The 20159-nt window shown below is 31.9% G+C and carries 19 protein-coding genes; 17 read left to right on the top strand and 2 right to left on the bottom strand.

All coding sequences use genetic code 11. From position 1 onward, the window contains the following. Window positions 1–10 precede the first annotated feature (10 nt). From rplQ to G6Z82_RS05740, 9 genes are all read left to right on the top strand, one after another. Window positions 11–394 (top strand): 50S ribosomal protein L17, encoded by a 384-nt coding sequence (rplQ, locus tag G6Z82_RS05780; RefSeq protein ID WP_006729436.1) that lies wholly within the window; start codon window positions 11–13, stop codon window positions 392–394. A 184-nt stretch (window positions 395–578) separates the two neighbouring features. Beyond that, window positions 579–1427 carry an energy-coupling factor transporter ATPase gene (locus G6Z82_RS05775; protein ID WP_006732542.1) on the top strand — a complete coding sequence of 283 codons (849 nt, stop codon included), beginning with the start codon at window positions 579–581 and terminating at the stop codon, window positions 1425–1427. Further along, complete coding sequence (locus tag G6Z82_RS05770; RefSeq protein WP_164785932.1) at window positions 1403–2254, top strand: energy-coupling factor transporter ATPase; 852 nt, start codon at window positions 1403–1405, stop codon at window positions 2252–2254. Before G6Z82_RS05775 ends, G6Z82_RS05770 begins: the two co-directional genes overlap by 25 nt. After that, window positions 2255–3052 (top strand): energy-coupling factor transporter transmembrane component T family protein, encoded by a 798-nt coding sequence (locus G6Z82_RS05765; RefSeq protein WP_006730506.1) that lies wholly within the window; start codon window positions 2255–2257, stop codon window positions 3050–3052. Continuing rightward, the gene (truA, locus tag G6Z82_RS05760) at window positions 3053–3835 is read left to right on the top strand and encodes a tRNA pseudouridine(38-40) synthase TruA (RefSeq protein ID WP_006729440.1); all 783 of its coding nucleotides are present in this window, start codon (window positions 3053–3055) and stop codon (window positions 3833–3835) included. A gap of 101 nt (window positions 3836–3936) precedes the next feature. Then, window positions 3937–4380 carry a 50S ribosomal protein L13 gene (gene rplM, locus G6Z82_RS05755; protein WP_006730488.1) on the top strand — a complete coding sequence of 148 codons (444 nt, stop codon included), beginning with the start codon at window positions 3937–3939 and terminating at the stop codon, window positions 4378–4380. 13 nt (window positions 4381–4393) lie between these two features. Beyond that, a complete protein-coding gene (rpsI, locus tag G6Z82_RS05750) occupies window positions 4394–4789 on the top strand; it encodes a 30S ribosomal protein S9 (RefSeq protein WP_164785930.1) in 396 nt (131 codons plus the stop codon). 145 nt (window positions 4790–4934) lie between these two features. Further along, window positions 4935–11858 (top strand): NPCBM/NEW2 domain-containing protein, encoded by a 6924-nt coding sequence (locus G6Z82_RS06680; protein ID WP_164785928.1) that lies wholly within the window; start codon window positions 4935–4937, stop codon window positions 11856–11858. Window positions 11859–11895: 37 nt separating this feature from the next. Further along, entirely contained in the window at window positions 11896–12219 is a 324-nt protein-coding gene (locus G6Z82_RS05740; protein ID WP_006730568.1) for a DMT family transporter, read from the top strand. A gap of 15 nt (window positions 12220–12234) precedes the next feature. Here G6Z82_RS05740 and G6Z82_RS05735 read toward each other — a convergent pair whose 3' ends face one another. Beyond that, window positions 12235–12813: a DJ-1 family glyoxalase III gene (locus G6Z82_RS05735; RefSeq protein WP_006730584.1), complete on the bottom strand. Its 579-nt coding sequence runs from the start codon at window positions 12811–12813 to the stop codon at window positions 12235–12237. A gap of 143 nt (window positions 12814–12956) precedes the next feature. Between G6Z82_RS05735 and G6Z82_RS05730 the strand changes: the two genes are divergently transcribed. From G6Z82_RS05730 to G6Z82_RS05705, 6 genes are all read left to right on the top strand, one after another. Continuing rightward, on the top strand, window positions 12957–13646 hold the full coding sequence (locus tag G6Z82_RS05730; protein WP_006729446.1) for a histidine phosphatase family protein: 690 nt from the start codon (window positions 12957–12959) through the stop codon (window positions 13644–13646). Between the two features lie 14 nt (window positions 13647–13660). Next, complete coding sequence (locus tag G6Z82_RS05725; protein WP_164785926.1) at window positions 13661–14548, top strand: cation diffusion facilitator family transporter; 888 nt, start codon at window positions 13661–13663, stop codon at window positions 14546–14548. Between the two features lie 24 nt (window positions 14549–14572). Next, the gene (locus G6Z82_RS05720) at window positions 14573–14809 is read left to right on the top strand and encodes a hypothetical protein (protein WP_006729448.1); all 237 of its coding nucleotides are present in this window, start codon (window positions 14573–14575) and stop codon (window positions 14807–14809) included. A 2-nt stretch (window positions 14810–14811) separates the two neighbouring features. Further along, complete coding sequence (locus G6Z82_RS05715; protein WP_006729449.1) at window positions 14812–15012, top strand: hypothetical protein; 201 nt, start codon at window positions 14812–14814, stop codon at window positions 15010–15012. A gap of 1 nt (window position 15013) precedes the next feature. Further along, window positions 15014–15691: a 2,3-bisphosphoglycerate-dependent phosphoglycerate mutase gene (locus tag G6Z82_RS05710; protein ID WP_006734768.1), complete on the top strand. Its 678-nt coding sequence runs from the start codon at window positions 15014–15016 to the stop codon at window positions 15689–15691. A gap of 63 nt (window positions 15692–15754) precedes the next feature. Continuing rightward, window positions 15755–16690: an AAA family ATPase gene (locus G6Z82_RS05705; protein WP_006729451.1), complete on the top strand. Its 936-nt coding sequence runs from the start codon at window positions 15755–15757 to the stop codon at window positions 16688–16690. Between the two features lie 40 nt (window positions 16691–16730). Here the strand turns inward: G6Z82_RS05705 and G6Z82_RS05700 are convergent, their stop codons facing one another. Then, the gene (locus G6Z82_RS05700; protein ID WP_006729452.1) at window positions 16731–18077 is read right to left on the bottom strand and encodes a C1 family peptidase; all 1347 of its coding nucleotides are present in this window, start codon (window positions 18075–18077) and stop codon (window positions 16731–16733) included. A gap of 147 nt (window positions 18078–18224) precedes the next feature. Here G6Z82_RS05700 and G6Z82_RS05695 point away from each other — a divergent pair, with 147 nt between their 5' ends. Then, window positions 18225–18776, top strand: a complete 552-nt coding sequence (locus G6Z82_RS05695) for a dCTP deaminase/dUTPase family protein (protein ID WP_164785924.1) — start codon at window positions 18225–18227, stop codon at window positions 18774–18776. Beyond that, window positions 18776–20155 carry a DNA repair protein RadA gene (gene radA, locus G6Z82_RS05690; RefSeq protein WP_006733667.1) on the top strand — a complete coding sequence of 460 codons (1380 nt, stop codon included), beginning with the start codon at window positions 18776–18778 and terminating at the stop codon, window positions 20153–20155. The genes G6Z82_RS05695 and radA overlap by 1 nt, the downstream gene beginning before the upstream one ends. The last annotated feature ends 4 nt before the right edge of the window (window positions 20156–20159 follow it).

Below are 20159 nucleotides of genomic sequence, written 5' to 3'. Positions count from 1 at the left end.
AGGGAAATTCATGTCATACCGTAAATTAGGCTGTGATAGTGCTCATAGAAAAGCAATGCTTAGAGCATTGACTACTCAGTTGATTATGAATGAACGTATTGAGACTACTGAAACTCGCGGTAAAGAGATCCGTAAGACAGTTGAAAAAATGATTACATTAGGTAAGCGTGGAGACTTGAGTGCTAGAAGACAAGCTGCCGCATATGTACGTAATGAGATTGCAGATATTCATGAAGAAAAAGATGGATTAGTTGTTAAAACTGCATTACAGAAATTGTTCAGTGATGTAGCACCTCGTTACAAAGACCGTAATGGTGGATATACTAGAATGTATAAATTAGCAATGCCTCGTAAAGGTGACGCTGCACCAATGGTAATTATTGAATTAGTTTAAATATAAATATATCATGATATAAATCTTTCACGAAAGCGAGAATAAGTGTGATGATGGTGGCTTATGCCTAGTCTAGCTTAGATGTTTATCGACATCCCTCTTCGTGGATGATTTTTTTTTGCCTTTTTTTTGGTAAAATAGTTTCAGTATATGTTTTTTTATTGAGGAGGAGCTGTTAAGCAAAATGGGATATAAAATTGTAGATGTTAATAATATATCATATCAGTATTATGATAGTTCCCAGCTTGCACTAGATCATGTTTCATTTACTGTAGATTCAGGAATGTGGGTGTCAGTAGTAGGTCCTAATGGTAGTGGTAAGTCAACTTTAACTAAAATCTTAGATGGTTTATTAGTGCCAAAATCTGATAAAGATAGTCATATTATTATAGATGGTATTAAATTATCAGATAATACTTTATATGATATTCGAAATAAAATAGGTATTGTTTTTCAAGATCCAGAAAATCAATTTGTAGGTGCTACAGTGGCAGATGATGTTGCTTTTGGCTTAGAAAATAGAAACATAGACAGAAATCAAATGATAGACATTGTAACTGATTCACTGAAACAAGTTGATATGTTAAAGTTTGCAGACAAAGCACCAAATATGTTATCAGGCGGTCAAAAGCAAAGAGTTGCTATAGCAGGTGTGCTAGCCATTAAACCTAAAATAATAATATTAGATGAAGCAACAAGTATGTTGGATCCCGATGGTAAAAATATAATATTAAAATTAATAAAAAAATTACAAAAGCAAAATAATTATACTGTTATTTCTATTACACATGATTTGGAAGAAGCCATATATTCAGATAAGTTATTAATTTTAAAAGCAGGAAAAGTTTTAAGGTATGATCATCCTAGAAAAATATTTAATGACATACAATTATTAGAAAAATCAGGATTAGATTTACCTTTTGTTTTTAAAATTAAAAGTCAACTTTCGCAAATGGGTGTCAATATTCCAGAAGAAATCATAGGTCAAAAGGAGTTGGTAAATTATTTATGGCAATTAAGTTTGAAAAAGTAGGATATACTTATGGAAGAGAAACTGCCTTTTCGTCTCTGGGATTGAATGATATTAATACTGTTATTGAAAAAAATACATTCAATTCAGTAATAGGTCATACTGGTAGTGGCAAAACAACCTTATTACAAGCATTAGATGGTCTGATTAAAATAACCACGGGAACGATATCCTTAAAAAATATGGTTATTAATGTTAATTCTGATGAAAAAAAGTTGTTTATTCTTAGAAAGCATATAGGATTAGTTTTTCAATTTTCGGAAAATCAACTATTTGCAGATACTGTACTAAAAGATGTAATGTTTGGGCCAATTAATTTTGGAATTAGTGTTGATAAAGCAAAACAGTTAGCTAAAAAATGGCTGCGGTTTGTTGGTATTGGTTCAGAATTATTTGATAAATCGCCATTTGATCTCTCAGGAGGGCAAATGAAACGAGTTGCTATAGCAGGTGTGTTAGCTTTTGAACCAGATATTTTATGTTTAGATGAGCCAGTGTCTAGTTTAGATCCACAAGGTAGAAAATTAATAATGCAATTATTCAAAAAGTATCAGCAAGATGGTCATACTGTAATTTTAGTTAGTCATAACATGGATGAGGTATATCATTATTCAGATAATATTATTGTCATGGAAAATGGCACAATTATTAAACAAGGTAGTCCTAGAAAAATATTTGAGGATAAAAATTGGTTAGACAAACATAAATTAGTTAGACCTAGCATCTTAAAATTTATTGATGATTTGGAAAAAGTGGGATTTAAAGTCACAAAAACAAATGATTTGTCTAATTTATTAGGTGAGATTTTACAACAGATAGGAGTAAAATAATTGAATAATATTCTAATAGGTAGATATATTCCAGGTACTTCGTTAATTCATAAAATGGATCCACGTGGTAAATTAATTACTTCATTTTTATTTGTTATGATAATTTTTTTGGCTAATAATTGGTCAACATATGCGGTACTTTTTGTTTTTGCATTGTTAGCTGTATGTATGACTAAGATTAGTTTCAAAATTTTTTGGCGAGGCATCAGACCATTAATCTGGCTAATATTATTTACTGTTATAATGCAACTGCTATTTACAGGATCAGGTAAGGTTTTGTGGCATGTTGGATTTTTAAAAGTGACTGATTATGGCATTATTTCGTCAATATATATGTGTATTAGATTAATTACTATAATTGTTGTGTCCACAGTGTTTACTTTAACTACGACGTCATTACAAATTGCAGATGCAATTGAATGGTTAATACATCCTCTTAAGTATTTAAAAGTGCCAGTTGGTGAAATAGCTCTAGTTTTGTCTATTGCATTAAGGTTTGTTCCTACGTTAATGGATGAAGCAACTAAAATTATCAATGCTCAAAAAGCAAGGGGATCAGATATTAGTACAGGAAAATTTATTGAGAAAATTAAAAAGATTGTTCCCATATTAGTTCCCTTATTCATAAGATCACTAAGCATTGCTTTAGATTTAGCTGTGGCTATGGAAGCAAGGGGATATAGAGATGGAATGCCAAGAAGTAGATATAGACAACTTGCATGGCATATTATAGATATATTAAATTTAGGAAGTTTAGCAATATTAATTGGATTATTATTGCTTTTGAGAAGATATTAGATGCAGAGATATAAATTAATTTTGGCTTATGATGGCACCTTATTTCACGGATTTCAAAAACAGCCAAATCAACGTACGATACAAGGCGTTATTGAAGATGCATTATTAAAAATGACCAAGGGAAAGCATGTGATAGTACATGGTTCTGGTCGGACAGACGCTGGTGTTCATGCCAAAGGGCAGGTGATACATTTTGATTATCCAGGTAATGTAATCCCAGCTAAAAATATGCTTCTGGCTTTAAATGCTTTAATGCCACGAGATATTATTTTCTTAGATTCTGAACTGGTTAATGATGATTTTCATGTGCAATATTCGACTAAAGCCAAATGGTATAGGTATATTATTAATCAAAGTAGATTTACGGACCCTTTTAGACGTAATTATACAGGACATTGCCCTTATAAATTAGATATGCTAAAAATGAAAAAAGCCGCAACATATTTATTAGGAAAGCATGATTTTACAAGCTTCGCTGCAAGTGGTGGTCAAATAGTTGATAAAGTAAGAACTATTTTTTATATTAATCTAGAGCAAAATGGTGATGAAATAGTTTTAGATGTCATTGGTGATGGTTTTTTATACAATATGGTAAGAATTATTACCGGATTGCTAATTGATATTGGTCATGGTCAAAAAGATGTTGAAGATGTAGAAAAAATAATTTTAGCTAAGGATCGACAAAAAGCTCGAAATACTGCACCAGCCAGCGGATTGTATCTATATCATGTTTTTTATGATGATTTACCTAAAAAGTATAATCTTATTGCTAAAAGAGATTGACATTTGCACAAAAAGGACGTAAATTATTAATTGTATGTTTGTCCACGATAGGCCCCGGAAACTTATTGTATGTCAAACACAAGAAAACGGAGGAATTAAAATTGCGTACTACCCCATTAGCAAAAACTAGTGATATTAAACGTAAGTGGTATGTTATTGATGCAACTGATGTTGCACTTGGTCGTTTATCTGCTGCAGTAGCAACGATTTTGAGAGGTAAAAATAAGCCTCAATACACACCTAATGTAGATACTGGTGATAATGTAATTATCATCAACGCAGCTAAGTTGAAGTTGACTGGTAGAAAGTCAACTGATAAGATTTACTACCACCATTCAGATTATCGTGGTGGTTTGAGAGCAACAGCAGCAGGTGAGTTGCTTGCTAACAATCCTGTAAGATTAGTTGAGTTATCTGTTAAAGGCATGTTACCTAAAAATACTCTTGGACATCAAGAATTTTTAAAGATGCATGTATATGCTGGTGAAGATCACAAGCATGCAGCACAAAAGCCTGAAACATTGGACATTAATAAATTAATCTAGGAGGTTTTGATAAATGGCACAACAAGCAGCATATGCCGGCACTGGTCGTCGTAAGAATTCGGTTGCTCGCGTTCGTTTGGTACCTGGTAATGGTAAGATTACTGTTAACAAGGAAAACGTTACGGAATATATTCCATATCCAAACTTGGTTAAAGATTTGAAGCAACCTTTAGCATTAACTGAAACAGAAGGTCAATATGACGTTATTGTTAATGTTAATGGTGGTGGTTTCTCTGGTCAAGCAGGTGCAATTCGCCATGGAATTGCTAGAGCACTTTTAGAAGTTGATCCTGATTTTCGTGGTAGCTTGAAAAAAGCTGGGTTATTGACCCGTGATCCAAGAATGAAGGAAAGAAAGAAGCCTGGTTTGAAGAAAGCCAGAAAAGCTTCCCAATTCTCTAAGCGTTAATATTGGATATATGTATGAAGAAAAGCGTTTGCGTTTGCAAATGCTTTTTTTATAGCCTTATTATTTCAAATATGTATCAAAATATGTTAGCATGGACAAATCAAGACGTGGTACCCTTGGGGATAGAAGTAGGAGAGGTTTATCTATGAAAAAATGCCATAATACAAAGTTAACATCCACAATTTATTTAGCTTCCTTATTAGCTGGTGGAATATATTATAATAATGCCCAGGTGCATGTTTATGCATCTGTGGAAAATCCAAAATTTGATCAACCAATAAAAGTGGATCAATATCTGGAAGATATTCCTTTTGTACAAGCTCCTAAAGTTGGTTGGGGTAGTTATAAGGTAGATCAAACCCTTGATGGCAAAAAAATAAAGTTAAAAATTAATGGCCAGGAACATGAATTTGCTAAGGGAATAACAGCTCATGCAGATGCATGTTTGATCTATGATTTATCTAAGATAAAATCTAATATTTTTGAAACTTATTTAGGAATTGATGATACCAAAACTGGTGAGGTTGAATTTAGAATCTATTTAGATGATGAATTATATTATGCTAGTGGAAAAGTGAACCGTAATAATACCCAACATATTCTGATGAATATCGCCGGTAAAAAACAATTAAAGATAATTGTTGATTCATTAGGATATAATGGCTCAGATCACTCTATTCTCGCAGATCCTAAGTTTTATTTCTTAGATTTAAAAGATAAAAAAATACCAGACCTTGCCAATGAAAATCCCGGTTTTTCATATAACAAAATCAATGATGCACCCTATAACCTTAATTTTGAACAATATTATTTTTTAAAACGTATGGGTAAAGCTCGATTATTTTCGTATATGATGACGGATAAATCCAATATTAAGTATTTGAATTGGCTTTTTAATAATTTGTCATTATTGCACAGCTATAATACAGCTTCTTTACCAAGAGGCGGCAATCAGATTGGCTTTTTGAAAGTGTTTAAAGAATTATTGGATCATGATCCAGACCTAAAAAGCGATTCTGAAAAGCAAAAAATTGCCATGGCTGTGGCACTTGAATATGCTAATGGCAATATAAATTTTTGGGCTAATTCCAATTTAAAAAGTGATCCAATTAAAAGATATGATATTTATAGTACACTAAATAATACTCCCGGTGCTTTGAGACCGATTTTTAAAACTTTATCTGTTGAATTATTGCGACATGTAGTCAATGCGGAAATTTCTGATGAAGATATTATTTGGATTAGAGATAAGATTAAACGTGAAAATCCCCAGTTGTTGTTTAATAATGATGAATTATCTAATGCAACTTATAAATATATAGCATATAATCCTTTTAATAAATATGGAGATGATGTGCAAAAGGGCGGCTTTTATGGTGATAATCCTACGTTGGAAAAAGTTGTTGAACTAGGTGGAGTTTGTGGATCTGTCTCAAAGTTTGATGTTGTGGTGTTAAAATCTTTTGGTGTACCTGCTAATGTTATTGGTCAGCCTGGACACGCTGCAGTTACGTATATGAGGGATGATGGTAGCTGGACGCGTAGGAATGAAATTTATTCATGGGGTAGATCACAGGGAGGTACAGCAACTCTTTTAGCGGGTGGATCTAGTGGTTATAATACGACTTATAATATTTTAGCTAGTGATATTTTAAAAGATAAGGATAATTATCAACAAGCTTTGAAGTATTATGAATTTTATAAAAATGTACAGCCTGGTTTACTTAAAAACTCATTGGCTGAAAAAATTATTACCCTGGTTCCGTGTTTTGTGCCTGTTTATCGTGATCAAATTAATGAATTAAAAGATAATCGTTCCGCAACGGCCAAGGACTATTATGAATTGTCAAAAAAGATATTAAGTACATTTAAAAATTATCCTAAAGTAATGTTTGATCTTTTGAGTCCATTAAAGAAGGGATTTGCACAAGATAGATATTTATTGACTGATTTTGCTATTAATTATATTCAACAAGTAGATTCGGTTACTAATTCAATTGCACGTGATGTTATGAAAGAGGATGAATATCAAAAGGAATATAACTCATATAATAGTGTATTGGGTGATTTTTCTTTTAGTGGTAAGAATAGATATAATTTGAAAAATGTACATCCAGATACAGAATATTCTTTTGATGGAGGTATTACTTGGCATAGTTCAATTACAAATTCGCCATCATTAACATCAAGTGAAATAGCACAATTAAATACAAAATATGGAATATTACTTCGACTTAAAGGAATGAAAAAGGCAATTCAAATTAAGTTAGCTAAACAGGTGTTACCTAGTTTTGTACGGGCTGATGATCAAGAAAATATTATTGTTGGATTAAATCACAATATGGAATATTCTTTAGATAATGGTCAAAACTGGATTGATGGTAATGTGGTTCCTGATTTGAGTGGTAAATGCACTGTGTTAGTGCGTGAAAAAGCAGCCAATAAGAGTTTTGCTAGTGATGTTAAAAAATTGGAATTTACGAATGATAATCAAATTGCAGATGACATAATGCTGGGTAATATGAAAGTTGTTCAATATTCGTCACAACAAAATGATACTAATCAAGCTGCTGTAAATACAATTAATGGAACTGGTACAGCTAATAATTTTTGGCATACTAAATGGGCTGGAGATAGTAATAGATATATAACTATTGGATTTAATAAAGAATATACTCTTAAAAAATTTTATTATACACCTAGGTTGGATAATGGTGAAAATGGAAATATTTTGAAGTATGAGATCTACATTAGTAACGATGGAAAACAATTTACCAAAGTTAAGGCGGGTGAATTTACTTATAGCTCACCTAATTACAAATCTCCTAAGGTTGTTGAACTACCTGATGGTACAAAAACAAAGTATTTCAAATTAAAGATTATATCTGCTAAGGGAACAGGTTCTTATGCAGCCGCTACCAAATTTGCTTTTGAAATTCCTCATGAAGAAGCTGTTGCCGCTTATCAAGAAAAGCAACAAAAAGCAAAACAGCAATTTAATTCTGAGTTAGTTGAAGATTTGAAAAATTTTAAGAATAATATTGAATCTTTATCTCAATTAGATCAAGCCAAATTATGTCTTGGTGACCTTAATTTACTAAAAACTGATATTAATAAATTAGATACAAAAAATATTAATTATATTCAAGAATTAAATAAGGCTAAAAAAAGGTACGATCTTCTTCGTGACGAAATTATTATCAAAAATACTATATATCAAAAACAAAATGATAGTAAATTATTAGAAACGTTTAATAAGAATAATCAGCAAATTTTGACAAAGAGTATAACTGATGTTACTGATAAAGATATCAATATTATTACAAGTGCTCTTAAACAATTGAAAGAAAAACCTGAATATTCGCAAATTAAAACGAATAACTCCGAAATAATATTAGGTTTAGAGAGAAAGTTACTAAGGGCTCAAGATAAGAAACTAGCGAATGAATTTAAGCAACAGTTTAAGACAGAACTCGAACTAAATGAAAAGAATGTATCTTTGAATGATTATAATAATATTGTTGTAGCTTATTATAATCTATTAGCTTTATCTAGTGAGATTCAAGGCGATTTAAACAATGAAAAAACGCATTTATATGACTTGTTACAATTTTTAGAGAAAAATGCAGTATCTATGCAAAATGATATTGAATTTAAGAAAAATAATAATGAAATTTTGAGTTTGTCTGTCGATAAGATAACATTAAAGAATTTGGATAAAGTAACAGAACAGGTCAATAATGCATTTTATCAATATAATTTTTTGAATAGTTTTGATAAAGCAAGGCTTAAGGCATCAAAAGAGCACTTAGACGCATTGCAAAGCAAAATTTTAACTTTTGAAAATATTAAAGCAAAAGAAAATTTACTTAGCCAATTACAACAATTTAAAAATAGTTTTGTTAATGAATCGGATGAAATTAAACATTCCTGGTTACAAGAATATAATTTCGCTAAATCTGTAGCTACAAGAACAGTAGCCACAAATGTATATTATCAAGCTAGTGCAATCTTACTAGAAAAATATGAAGAGTTAAGCAGAACAGTTTATTTGCAAAAAGATAATATAGCTAAAGCTAATAAATTTAAAGAAAGATTTAGCACTTTGCTTAATAAAGATATCTCCAAAATATCTATAGATGATAAGAAATTATTGGCTTCTGCAAACGATCAATGGCGAAGACAAAACGCAGCTACGTTAGCTTTACTAACTGATGAAAGAGCTAAATTAGATGCCATAGAAGATAAGATAGAATCAACTCAAGCAAACTATCATACTGTGATTGATGATAATATTAATAAATTAATTACGCAGTTAAAAAAAGATAGGAATAATTCATATTCAATTTATAAAACAGACATAGATAACATTTTACAAGAATCAGAACTAGCTAAAAAAGAACCTGATTTAATTAAGCAACGTGAATTGCTTTTGGACATAAAAAAGAAGAGATCTAGCATTTTAGCCAAGCAGGCTAATTTAAAAGATAAAGTAACAATAATACATAATTCATTATTACCTACGTTAAAGATATCACCAAATTTAGTAACACCTGCTGATCGAGATCAGATTAATTCAAAATTAATTTATCTTAATACATTGACTCCTGATATTAAGGCGTCTTTAGGCGATGAAAAATTAACTTTGGAAAACCTTCTAAACAAAATCAATGAAATTGAACAATCTCCAAATAAAGATAAAATTTTAAAATTGATTGATCAAAAAGTTAAGGCAGAACATGAGATTAGGGCATATTCTCATTTATCATATAAAGAAATCCAAAATTATTTAAAAGCAATTGAAAAAGCTTCAGATTCTACTACCGTTGTGGCTCAATTACAAAGTGCTCAAAAGTTGCATAATCAAAGGGATGCCAGTGCTAAGCGGGAGTTAGTAACTCTCAAAAATAAGATCAAGAGTATATTAAATGATAATAATTTGTCTAAAATGGAACCAGATAATCAAGCTCAGATAAAAAAGATTAAGATTGATGATGTTAAGTTAGATGGTATGACTTTAGGTGAATTAAGTGAATTATTTAAATATATAAATAATGAAATTAGTTTGTTAAAATCTAAGGATCAATCAGAAAAAGAGTTTAAACAAAATAAAATAAATTACGATGAAAAAATAAAAGATATTAATCAAAAGATATCAGAAATAAACCATAAGATAGTTAAGTTGAAAGAATGTGATGTTAATTATCAAAAACAATTAGGAGATATTTCAAACAAGGTAGATTTTGGTTTAGGATTAAATGAAATAGATAGTACAATAAAAAGTTTAGATAAACTAAGTACAAATGTTGATGCCAGTTTAGACAAACAAGCTAAAGCAGAAAAAGATAAATTGATCTTGTCTATAAGTGCTGCTAAGCAAAAGATCAATTCTATGAATTATTTAACGAATGAAGAAAAAGCTGATTATTTAGCCAAAATTGATCTTGCCGTGTCTGATGATATTGTTAATAAAATTGTTAGTGACGCCGTTAATAAAAACCATGAAAAATCGATTTCAGTCAAACCAGTAACACCAGTGAAGCCAAAAACTCCGAGTGAACCTGAAACTCCAGTAACACCAGTGAAACCAAAGACCCCAAGTGTGCCCGAAGTTTCAGTCAAACCAGAGAAGCCAAAAACTCCAAGTGAACCAGAAGTTTCAGTAACACCAGAGAAGCCAAAAACTCCAAGTGAACCGGAAGCTTCAGTAACACCAGAGAAGCCAAAAACTCCAAGTGAACCGGAAGCTTCAGTAACACCAGAGAAGCCAAAAACTCCTAGTGTGCCAGAAACTTCAGTAACACCAGAGAAGCCAAAAACTCCTAGTGTACCTGAAACTCCAGTAACACCAGTGAAACCGAAAACTCCGAGTGAACCAGAAGCTTCAGTAACACCAGTGAAACCAAAGACCCCAAGTGTGCCCGAAGTTTCAGTCAAACCGGTGAAGCCAAATACCACAAGTGTACCAGAAGTTTCAGTGAAACCAAAAACTCCGAGTGAACCAGAAGTTTCAGTAACACCAGTGAAGCCAAAAACTCCAAGTGAACCTGAAGTTCCAGTAACACCAGAGAAGCCCAAGATGCCGAGTGTGCCAGAAGTTCCAGTAACACCAGAGAAGCCCAAGATGCCGAGTGTGCCAGAAGTTACAGTAAAACCAGAAACACCGAAGATACCAAGTAAACCTGAAGTTCCAGTAACACCAGAGAAACCAAAAATTACGAGTGAGCCAGAAGTTCCAGTGAAACCAAAAACTCCGAGTGAACCAGAAGTTTCAGTCAAACCGGTGAAGCCAAATACCACAAGTGTACCAGAAGTTTCAGTGAAACCCAAAACTCCGAGTGAACCTGAAACTCCAGTAACACCAGTGAAACCCAAAACTCCGAGTGAGCCAGAAGTTTCAGTCAAACCGGTGAAGCCAAATACCACAAGTGAACCAGAAGTTTCAGTGAAACCAGTGAAACCCAAAACTCCGAGTGAACCAGAAGTTTCAGTAACACCAGTAAAACCCAAAACTCCGAGTGAGCCAGAAGTTTCAGTAACACCAGTAAAACCCAAAACTCCGAGTGAGCCAGAAGTTTCAGTAACACCAGTAAAACCCAAAACTCCGAGTGTGCCCGAAGTTTCAGTCAAACCGGTGAAGCCAAATACCACAAGTGTGCCCGAAGTTTCAGTCAAACCGGTGAAGCCAAATACCACAAGTGTACCAGAAGTTTCAGTGAAACCAGTGAAACCCAAAACTCCGAGTGAACCAGAAGTTTCAGTAACACCAGTGAAGCCAAAAACTCCGAGTGAACCAGAAGTTTCAGTAACACCAGTGAAGCCAAAAACTCCGAGTGTACCAGAAGTCCCAGCTAAAAAAGCCAACGCAAGTACTATAGTTAAATCTCACATTACTAAGAAAAATAAAAACAATATAGTAAAGAAAAAATCAAAATCTATATTTAGTAAAGTTAAGTCAATTAAAAGACATGTACAGAAAAATAAAAAAATGCCTATAACAATTGTAAGTACTGCAGTATTGTTTTTAGTGTCTTTGATTGCTTTTTGGATTCGTAAAAAGAAAAAGTAAATCATATAAAAAATAAAAGCATTAGAGGTTAAAATATATGGGTTATGTTGAATTAATATTAGCAATTGTTTTTGAAATAATTGCGACAGCTTTTTTAAAATTATCAAATAATTTTACTAATGTGTGGTATTCTTTTGGAACAATCATATCGTATTGCTTGTGTTATTATTTGTTTTCGCTATCATTAAAGTCTATAGCATTAGGTGTGGCATATGCTACATGGTGTGGTGTAGGTATTATTTTTACAGGTATTGTTTCATATTTGTTATGGCATGAATCTTTTCCGTTGCCTAAGTTAATTGGAATAATATTAATAATTATTGGTGTCGTACTTTGTAATTTAGTATCATCACATCATTAAAAAAGGCAGAGATGGTTAATCTCTGCTTTTTTTCAATAAATAAGTATAAAGCATATTTGATTCAATCTCTGCTGTTTTGCATTGCAAAGTTTGGGCAATAGCATATGCAAAGGACATTGCAGTGGCAGGACCTCTGCTTGTAATAAGCTTGTTTTTATTGTCTATGACGGTTAAATCATCAACAAAAGTAGCTTGTGGGTTTTCCCGGGAAATATTTTTTTCAAATCCAGGATAGCAGGTATAATTTGCTTGCTTTAATAAACCAAATTTGCTGAAAGCTAAAGGAGCTGCACACATTGCTGCATTCCACTTTTTATTTGCAAATCTTTTTTTCATGATGTTTTGTAGATCAATATTAGAGGCTAGTAATTGCGTACCTCCCATACCTCCAGGTAAAGCTACCATATCATAATTTAATAAGTCATTTGATATTAATTTGTCACATTTAAATCTGATATTATGACCACCAGTGATATCTAAAGAATCTAGTCCGATCATGTCACATTCAATGTTCAACCTTCTTAATATATCAACAATCGACAAACCTTCAATTTCTTCACAACCATTTGCAAAAATCACTGCAGTTTTAACCATATAATCACTCCTATCATGCTAATATTGTACTCTTATGGTAAATTATATGTAATATGTTAAACAAGTATAAAATATAGTTTTTTAACTTTCAAAAATTTGTTAACATTGATATAACATAATAAATATTGAAGAAAGGAGCATATATGTATACTGAAATATATTTGATTCGTCATGGAGAGACGATGTTTAATCAATTAAATAAGGTGCAAGGATGGGCTGATTCTCCATTAACTGTTAAAGGTATTAATGATTTACGGGTAACTGCATCTAATTTGTCGCAAATTCACTTTGATAGAATGTATAGTTCTGATTTGAAACGTGCAATTGATACTGTACATTTGATTAAAGACTATAATATGGTTTCTCAAATTGGAAAAATCAAAAAATTACCTGCATTTCGAGAGGTCTTTTTTGGAGGCTTTGAAGGCGATGATATTTATGAGACGTGGCGACAGGTTTCTATTGCTGGTGGAATGAAGCCAGAAACAAATGTATGTAAAATTATCGACACTTTGGGGATTAAAGAATTTAGAAATGCAACCAAAAAAGCTGATGAACGTCATTTAGCTGAAAATGCAAAAGAGTTAGATGACCGAATTATGCGAGCGGTTCATCAAATTAAAGAGGAATCAGACGGATTAAATAGGGTTTTGTTAGTCACACACGGAGACTTCATTAAAAGTCTAGGTATTAAATATTGGACACAGTATTCAGGAAAAGGTGATATCGAATTCCCTACCAATGGTAGCATGACACGTGGAATTTTTAATCAGTCAGGTAAGTTTGAAATTGTTGATTATAATATAAATAATAGCGATTTAATTAATATATAAATAGGAGTTTGTCAATGAAAAAAGATTATACATCAGTTAAATTGATATGGATTACCATATTGAATTTGATCATTACTATTGCCGAGATAATAGGTGGAATTGCTTGTGGCTCATTAGCCTTACTTTCTGATGCTTTGCATAATTTAAGTGATACAGGAGCTATTATAATGTCATTTATAGCTCATCGAATAAGTCGTAAAAATAAAAGTAATACCAAAACTTTTGGCTATGACCGTGCAGAAATAATAGCTGCATTTGCAAATGGAATTACTTTGATAGCGATTTGTATAGTCTTGTTTGTAGAAGCTTTATTGAATTTGAAAAATCCTGAGCCTATAAAAGGAAATATGATGTTAATAGTTTCTATTATAGGATTAATGGCAAATATTTTATCAATGTTTGCAGTGCACAATGATACTAAACAAAATATCAATATTAAATCAACATTTGTACATATGTTATCTGATGCTTTATCTAGTGTGGTAGTAGTTATTGCAGCATTGATTATAAAATTTTGGAATTGGCGTTGGATTGATCCAATGTTAACAATTCTGGTTTCCATTTTTATTTTAATTGAAGCTTTGAAAATTACTTATAAAGCAGCAAATATTTTAATGGAATCTAATCCTTGCATTGACTTAGAACAAGTTAAGCAACGAATATTGAAAATTAATGAAATAGAACATGTACATCATGTTCATTTGTGGCAGTATTCTGATAAACTAATAATGATGGATGCTCACATCAATGTTTCTGCAGATATGAAGATTGAAGATCTAGAAAATATTTATGTGAAAGTGGGTCAAGAATTATTACCACTTGGCATTAATCATATTACTTTACAAGCCGAACGTAATCGCGGTTTAAATAATAATATGATTTCGAATAATAATTTGGACTAGTTTTTTTACAAAGAAGGTATAAATATGAAATTAGATTCAGAAATTTTTTCCAAGGAATTGGCTTTATTGAAGAATAAAACAGTTACACTTTCTAAAAAAATACAAGAAAAAGAATGGCCTCTTATTAGACAAAAAACAACAAAATTAGTTAACCAGACCAAGAAATTTACTGTACAAAAATCAAAAGATATATATCATATTTCAAAGAAAACATTGGATAGAACTATTATTGATTTGAGTAAGAGGTGTAAGAAAAAATAGATATGAAGGTTAGTATTTGGACTGCAATTATTGTCATTATTGTTGGTTTATATGATTTAGCATATGCATTTAATCGTAGACAAGATTTACAAGATAAATCAAGTTGCTTTAAAAAAAGAAGGATGGGCATAATAGGTTTTATAATTTTGGGTATTATTTTTGTTTTATTAGGCGTATTTTTGCTATTTGTAGGTGAACGTTAAATTGGTTAAGTTGGTTTTAGTACGACATGGTGAAAGTATTGCCAATGCTAATAATACATATACTGGTTGGGATGATGTTGCTCTAAGTCCATTAGGAATTAAGCAAGCTCAACAAGCAGGTTATAAATTAAAAAAGGTAGATAACTTTTTGCCGACTGCTATACATACGTCAGTTTTGTCGCGGGCAATCGTTACCGCCAATATAATAGCAGATATTTGTAATTTCCTATATTTACCCATTTATAAAACATGGCGTCTTAATGAACGGCATTATGGTGCTTTAAGAGGGATGAATAAACAAATAAGTAAAAGAGTTTATGGCACTAAACAAGTTTTGAGTTGGCGTAGGGGATTTGAAAGTATACCACCGCTTTTAGCTACTCCATCAAACGATCGTCGCTATCAAATAGGTGATTTAAAAAATATTCCACGAGGTGAAAGCTTACATCAAACACAGAATCGTTTAATGCCTTATTATTATGATCATATAGCTTCTAAACTTTTGCTAGGTCAAGATCAGTTGGTTGTTGCACATGGATCCAGTTTGCGTGCACTTATCAAAAAAATAGAAAATATAAATGATCAAGATATTGTAAAGGTAGAAGTTGCGAATGCTGAACCAATCATTTATACCTTAGATGCTAATTTGAAAATTATTGATAAGAATATTTTAAGATAGACTACATTTTATGGTAAACTTTTAACGAGTGTATATTTAATTTTTAGTTAGTTGGGAGACAACATGCGTAAAATATTTTTATTAAGAGGAGCACCTGGATCAGGTAAATCATCTCTTATTTCTCGTAATCATTTACAACCGTATGCTATTTCTCGTGATGCAATTAGGCTTTTGTTAGCAAATTTAACTTTTTATCATGATCAGGAGACCGATACTTTACACCAAGTTATTCGTCATAGTGTCAGTGATGAAGAAGAACAAATATTAGATAGCTTAGTTGAGAGAAAGATGCAATGGGGCGAAACTATTATTGTCGATGGTACTCATATTACTCCAGATAAGATAGAACATTTTAAACCGTGGGTAGATAAGTACCGATATGATTTGTTCGTTATTGATTTAATGTATAATAATACCTTAGAAGGTTTGTTGAAAAGAAATAAGGTACGAGCTCAATATGATTGGGTAAGGCCAGAAATCATTACTTGGATGTATAATCAATATGTTGAACATCGAGCAGTGCCAGATTGGGCTATTGAAATATCACCATTAGGAATTGAACGGGCATTAAGCCAGAAGGAAAAAAATTTAGATGCATTCAATCATGTAATATGTGTTCCTAATGAAGTGCCAGAAGAAGATTTTCCACATGTGCATATTTCTAATTTCTATTTTTCATTTAATGATAAATTTACTGAAAAATATGGTACTTATCGAAATGTTGTTAATTTAGCAAAGACTGAACAAGAAGCTATTGAACAATTCAAATTACCATTTTTTGTGTTTAAATTTCATCATAAGCATTTTTTGATTTCTGCTAAACCAATTAGAAATGAAATGTTAGATCCTATCAAAAAAGTTAAGGGAACATGGATATATACAACAGGTTTGTATAATGTCGCTGACTTTTTGAAAGATTATCCAGTTAATGAGCAATCTCATGTTCATCAGTTTAATTTAGATCATATTGATGCTAAACGTCTTTTATATATTTGGTAAAAAAAACAGTAGTAATTTATTTACTACTGTTTTTGATTTATTAGAATTTTGCTAATGCTCCCATAGGATCCCAAGGTAATAATTGAATTGGTGCTTTGGAACCATCTTCGAAGATTTCTTTAAGTTCAGCTGATAAATGTTTTTTATTAACTACTGCTTGATATACGAATGAATCAAACCATGCATCGCTCATAACGAAGTATCCTTTAAAGCCTGGTTTTTCGCCCCATGAATTTTCAATTTTCCATTTGGTTGGTTTACCATCTACCAAATCCACACCAGTAATTACCATAGCGTGATCCATTAATGATTCACCAGAGTTTAATGCATCGGCTTTAGATAAATTCAAATCAATATCAAATAACTCATTACGTTTGTATAATTCAGTATCTAATAACCCTTCTTGGCGTTCAGAGTTTTTGACAACATTAGAACCGAACCAAACAACTTCACCTGATTTTAATTGCTTAATAATTAGATCTTTCATTTCATCTATTGGTAAGTTTAGATGACGTACTTGACGACCATCGACTACATTACCTAAATATTCTACTGAAAATACTTTGTGGAAAGGCTTATCAGCAGTAGGTGCATTTATTGTTGAAATATATTGACTTAGATCCCAACCTACATATTTTTTGAAAAATTCTTTCGGTGTTAAATTTGCATCACGGTGATATTGATTGTCGTCATCTTTATATTCAAAATCAAAAGTTTTTGGCGGTACACCTAATGATATAGCTAATACACGATATACTTCTTTAAGCATTTCATCTTTACGAGTTTGTACATCTTGGGAACTTGTGCCATTTTGTACTAACTTACGTAATTCTAAACCGTGTTTACGTAATAATGTATTCAATGTATCATTTAATGCACTTGAAGCAGTTGCACTGAAAGTTTCAGGATAAATATATTTAGGCACAATACCATATTTTTCAATTATTCCACATAACATATCCCATTGACCACCATCTTGTTGAGGAGTGCCGAAAAGGAATGAAACTTTACGATCACCTAAGTCGTCATTTGCAGTGCTAATGACATTTTCGAAAAACCAATTAGCTTTTTCAAATTTGTCCCAGAAGTTAGTATAGTTTTGAGATAATTCGAAATCTTTGATTTTGAAATTCTTTTGTAATGGATGACGCATAGTATTTAATGCACTAAACATCCAGCAACGACCTGATGCTTTTTGATTAGCAACTTTACCTGTTTCAATCTCAATTGAAAATGTAGGATCTAAATTAACTTTTGTTTGTAAATTTTGGCTTGCTTTAAAAATACCATTTTGTTGCACAGCACGAGCGGCAATTTGTGAATCTTTGCGTGAAGCAAAATCTTTTTCAAAGTTGTCAATAATCGCAGAAGTAATTTCTTTTGTCATTTTTTTCCTCCAAAAAATAATAATTATATATTAATCATTTTATAACATAAAATATATTTAGTCTAATAATCAGTATGATTAAAATTAATGATTTTTGCGTAATAAGTATGTAGAATAAGTATCAAAGAGCAGTTAAGGAGAGATCAAATGAAAAAACGTGGATTTGAAGTTGTTTCAAAATATAGGGATGCCAATATTAACTTACCAAAAAGGCAAACTAAAGGCAGTGCAGGTTACGATTTTGAAGCTGCTGTTGATATGACTATTCCCTCTATTTGGAGTTTGAATTTTGTTAGAATTTTTAGATTGATTAGAAATCAACATATACTTAATGAATTTGACTTTGAAAAAGCTGAAAAAATTATCAAGCCATTTTTAGTACCTACAGGTATTAAGAGTTATATGGGGTATGATGAAGTTTTAATTTTAGCTAATCGATCTTCGAATACATTTAAACGTAATTTGTCATTACCAAATGGAATAGGTGTGGTTGATAGCGATTACTATAATAATGACAATAATGAAGGGGAAATTTTCTTTCAATTTATTAATTATGGTGTTCGGCCTTTTAAAATAAAAAAAGGTGATCGAATTGGACAAGGAATTTTTATGCCATTTTTGAAGGCGGATGAAGATGGAGATTTATTAGTTAAACGACAAGGTGGCTTTGGCTCTTCTGGTTTTGGTGGAGAAAAATAATGGCAAAATTAAAAACTCAATATCGTTGTAAGAATTGCGATTATGTATCAGCTTCTTATTTAGGCCGTTGTCCAAATTGCGGTGCATGGAATCAATTGGAAAAAGAGACGGAAGTTGCCAAAACTACTTCCAATCGGCTTACTGCTAGTAGATTAATTACTGCTATAGGTAATAATGAGCCTAAAAAATTAAGTGAGATAGATATTAAAAAGCAAATTCGTATTACTACTCCATTTTCTGAATTAAATCGTGTGCTGGGTGGTGGAATAGTTCCTGGATCTTTAGTACTTGTTGGTGGTGATCCTGGTATAGGCAAATCAACTTTAATGCTACAAATTATGGGGAGTATTTCCAATGCTCACAAGGTTTTATATGTTTCAGGTGAGGAATCTGCAAGTCAAATTAAAATGCGTGCAGAAAGGCTACATATTAGTGATACAGAATTACTTTTATATTCTGAAACTAATATGGAAAATATTCGCGAACAGATAGTTGATCTTAAGCCGGAATTTTTGGTCATCGATTCAATTCAGACAATGAATGAGCCATCGCAAGATTCGATGGTAGGATCTGCTACTCAAGTTAGAGAAGTGACAGCGGAATTACTTAAAATTGCTAAAATTGATAAGATAACAGTTTTTGTTATTGGCCATGTGACCAAAGAAGGTGCTATTGCTGGACCTAAAATCTTAGAACATATGGTTGATACAGTGTTATATTTTGAAGGTGATAAGCACCATTCTTATAGAATTCTGCGTTCTGTGAAAAATCGTTTCGGTGCTACCAATGAAATAGGAATGTTTGAGATGAAGGAGGAAGGACTGAGTGAGGTAACTAATCCTTCTGCTGTTTTCTTAGATGAAAGATTACCTAATTCTACTGGTTCTGCTATTGTTGTATCACTTGAAGGCACTAGACCTATTTTAGCTGATATTCAGGCATTAGTGACGCCTACCGCTTTTGGCTATGCTAAGAGAACAACATCTGGATTAGATTATAATCGAGTGGCGTTATTACTAGCTGTTTTAGAAAAAAGGGGTAATTTGATGTTGCAAAATCAAGATGCTTTCTTGACAGCTACAGGAGGAATTAAACTTAATGAACCAGCTATTGATTTAGCTATTTGTATGGCAGTAGCTTCTAGTTATAAGAATAAAGAAATAGCAGTTACTGATTGTTTCGTTGGTGAGGTAGGACTTACTGGTGAGATTAGACGAATTAATAATATTGAAGCTCGTGTCAAAGAGGCTGCTACTAGAGGATTTAAACGCATTTTTGTGCCAAAGTATAATGTATCAGCAAAATTACAATCACACACAACTATTGAAATTGTAGGTGTAATTAGTTTAATGGAAGCATTGAAGATTGAGTTTACATAGATTG

Origin of the sequence: Lactobacillus iners (genome assembly GCF_011058775.1) — a bacterium.
In the GTDB taxonomy this organism is placed as follows: domain Bacteria; phylum Bacillota; class Bacilli; order Lactobacillales; family Lactobacillaceae; genus Lactobacillus; species Lactobacillus iners.
This window is presented reverse-complemented; position numbering and strand designations above follow the sequence as displayed.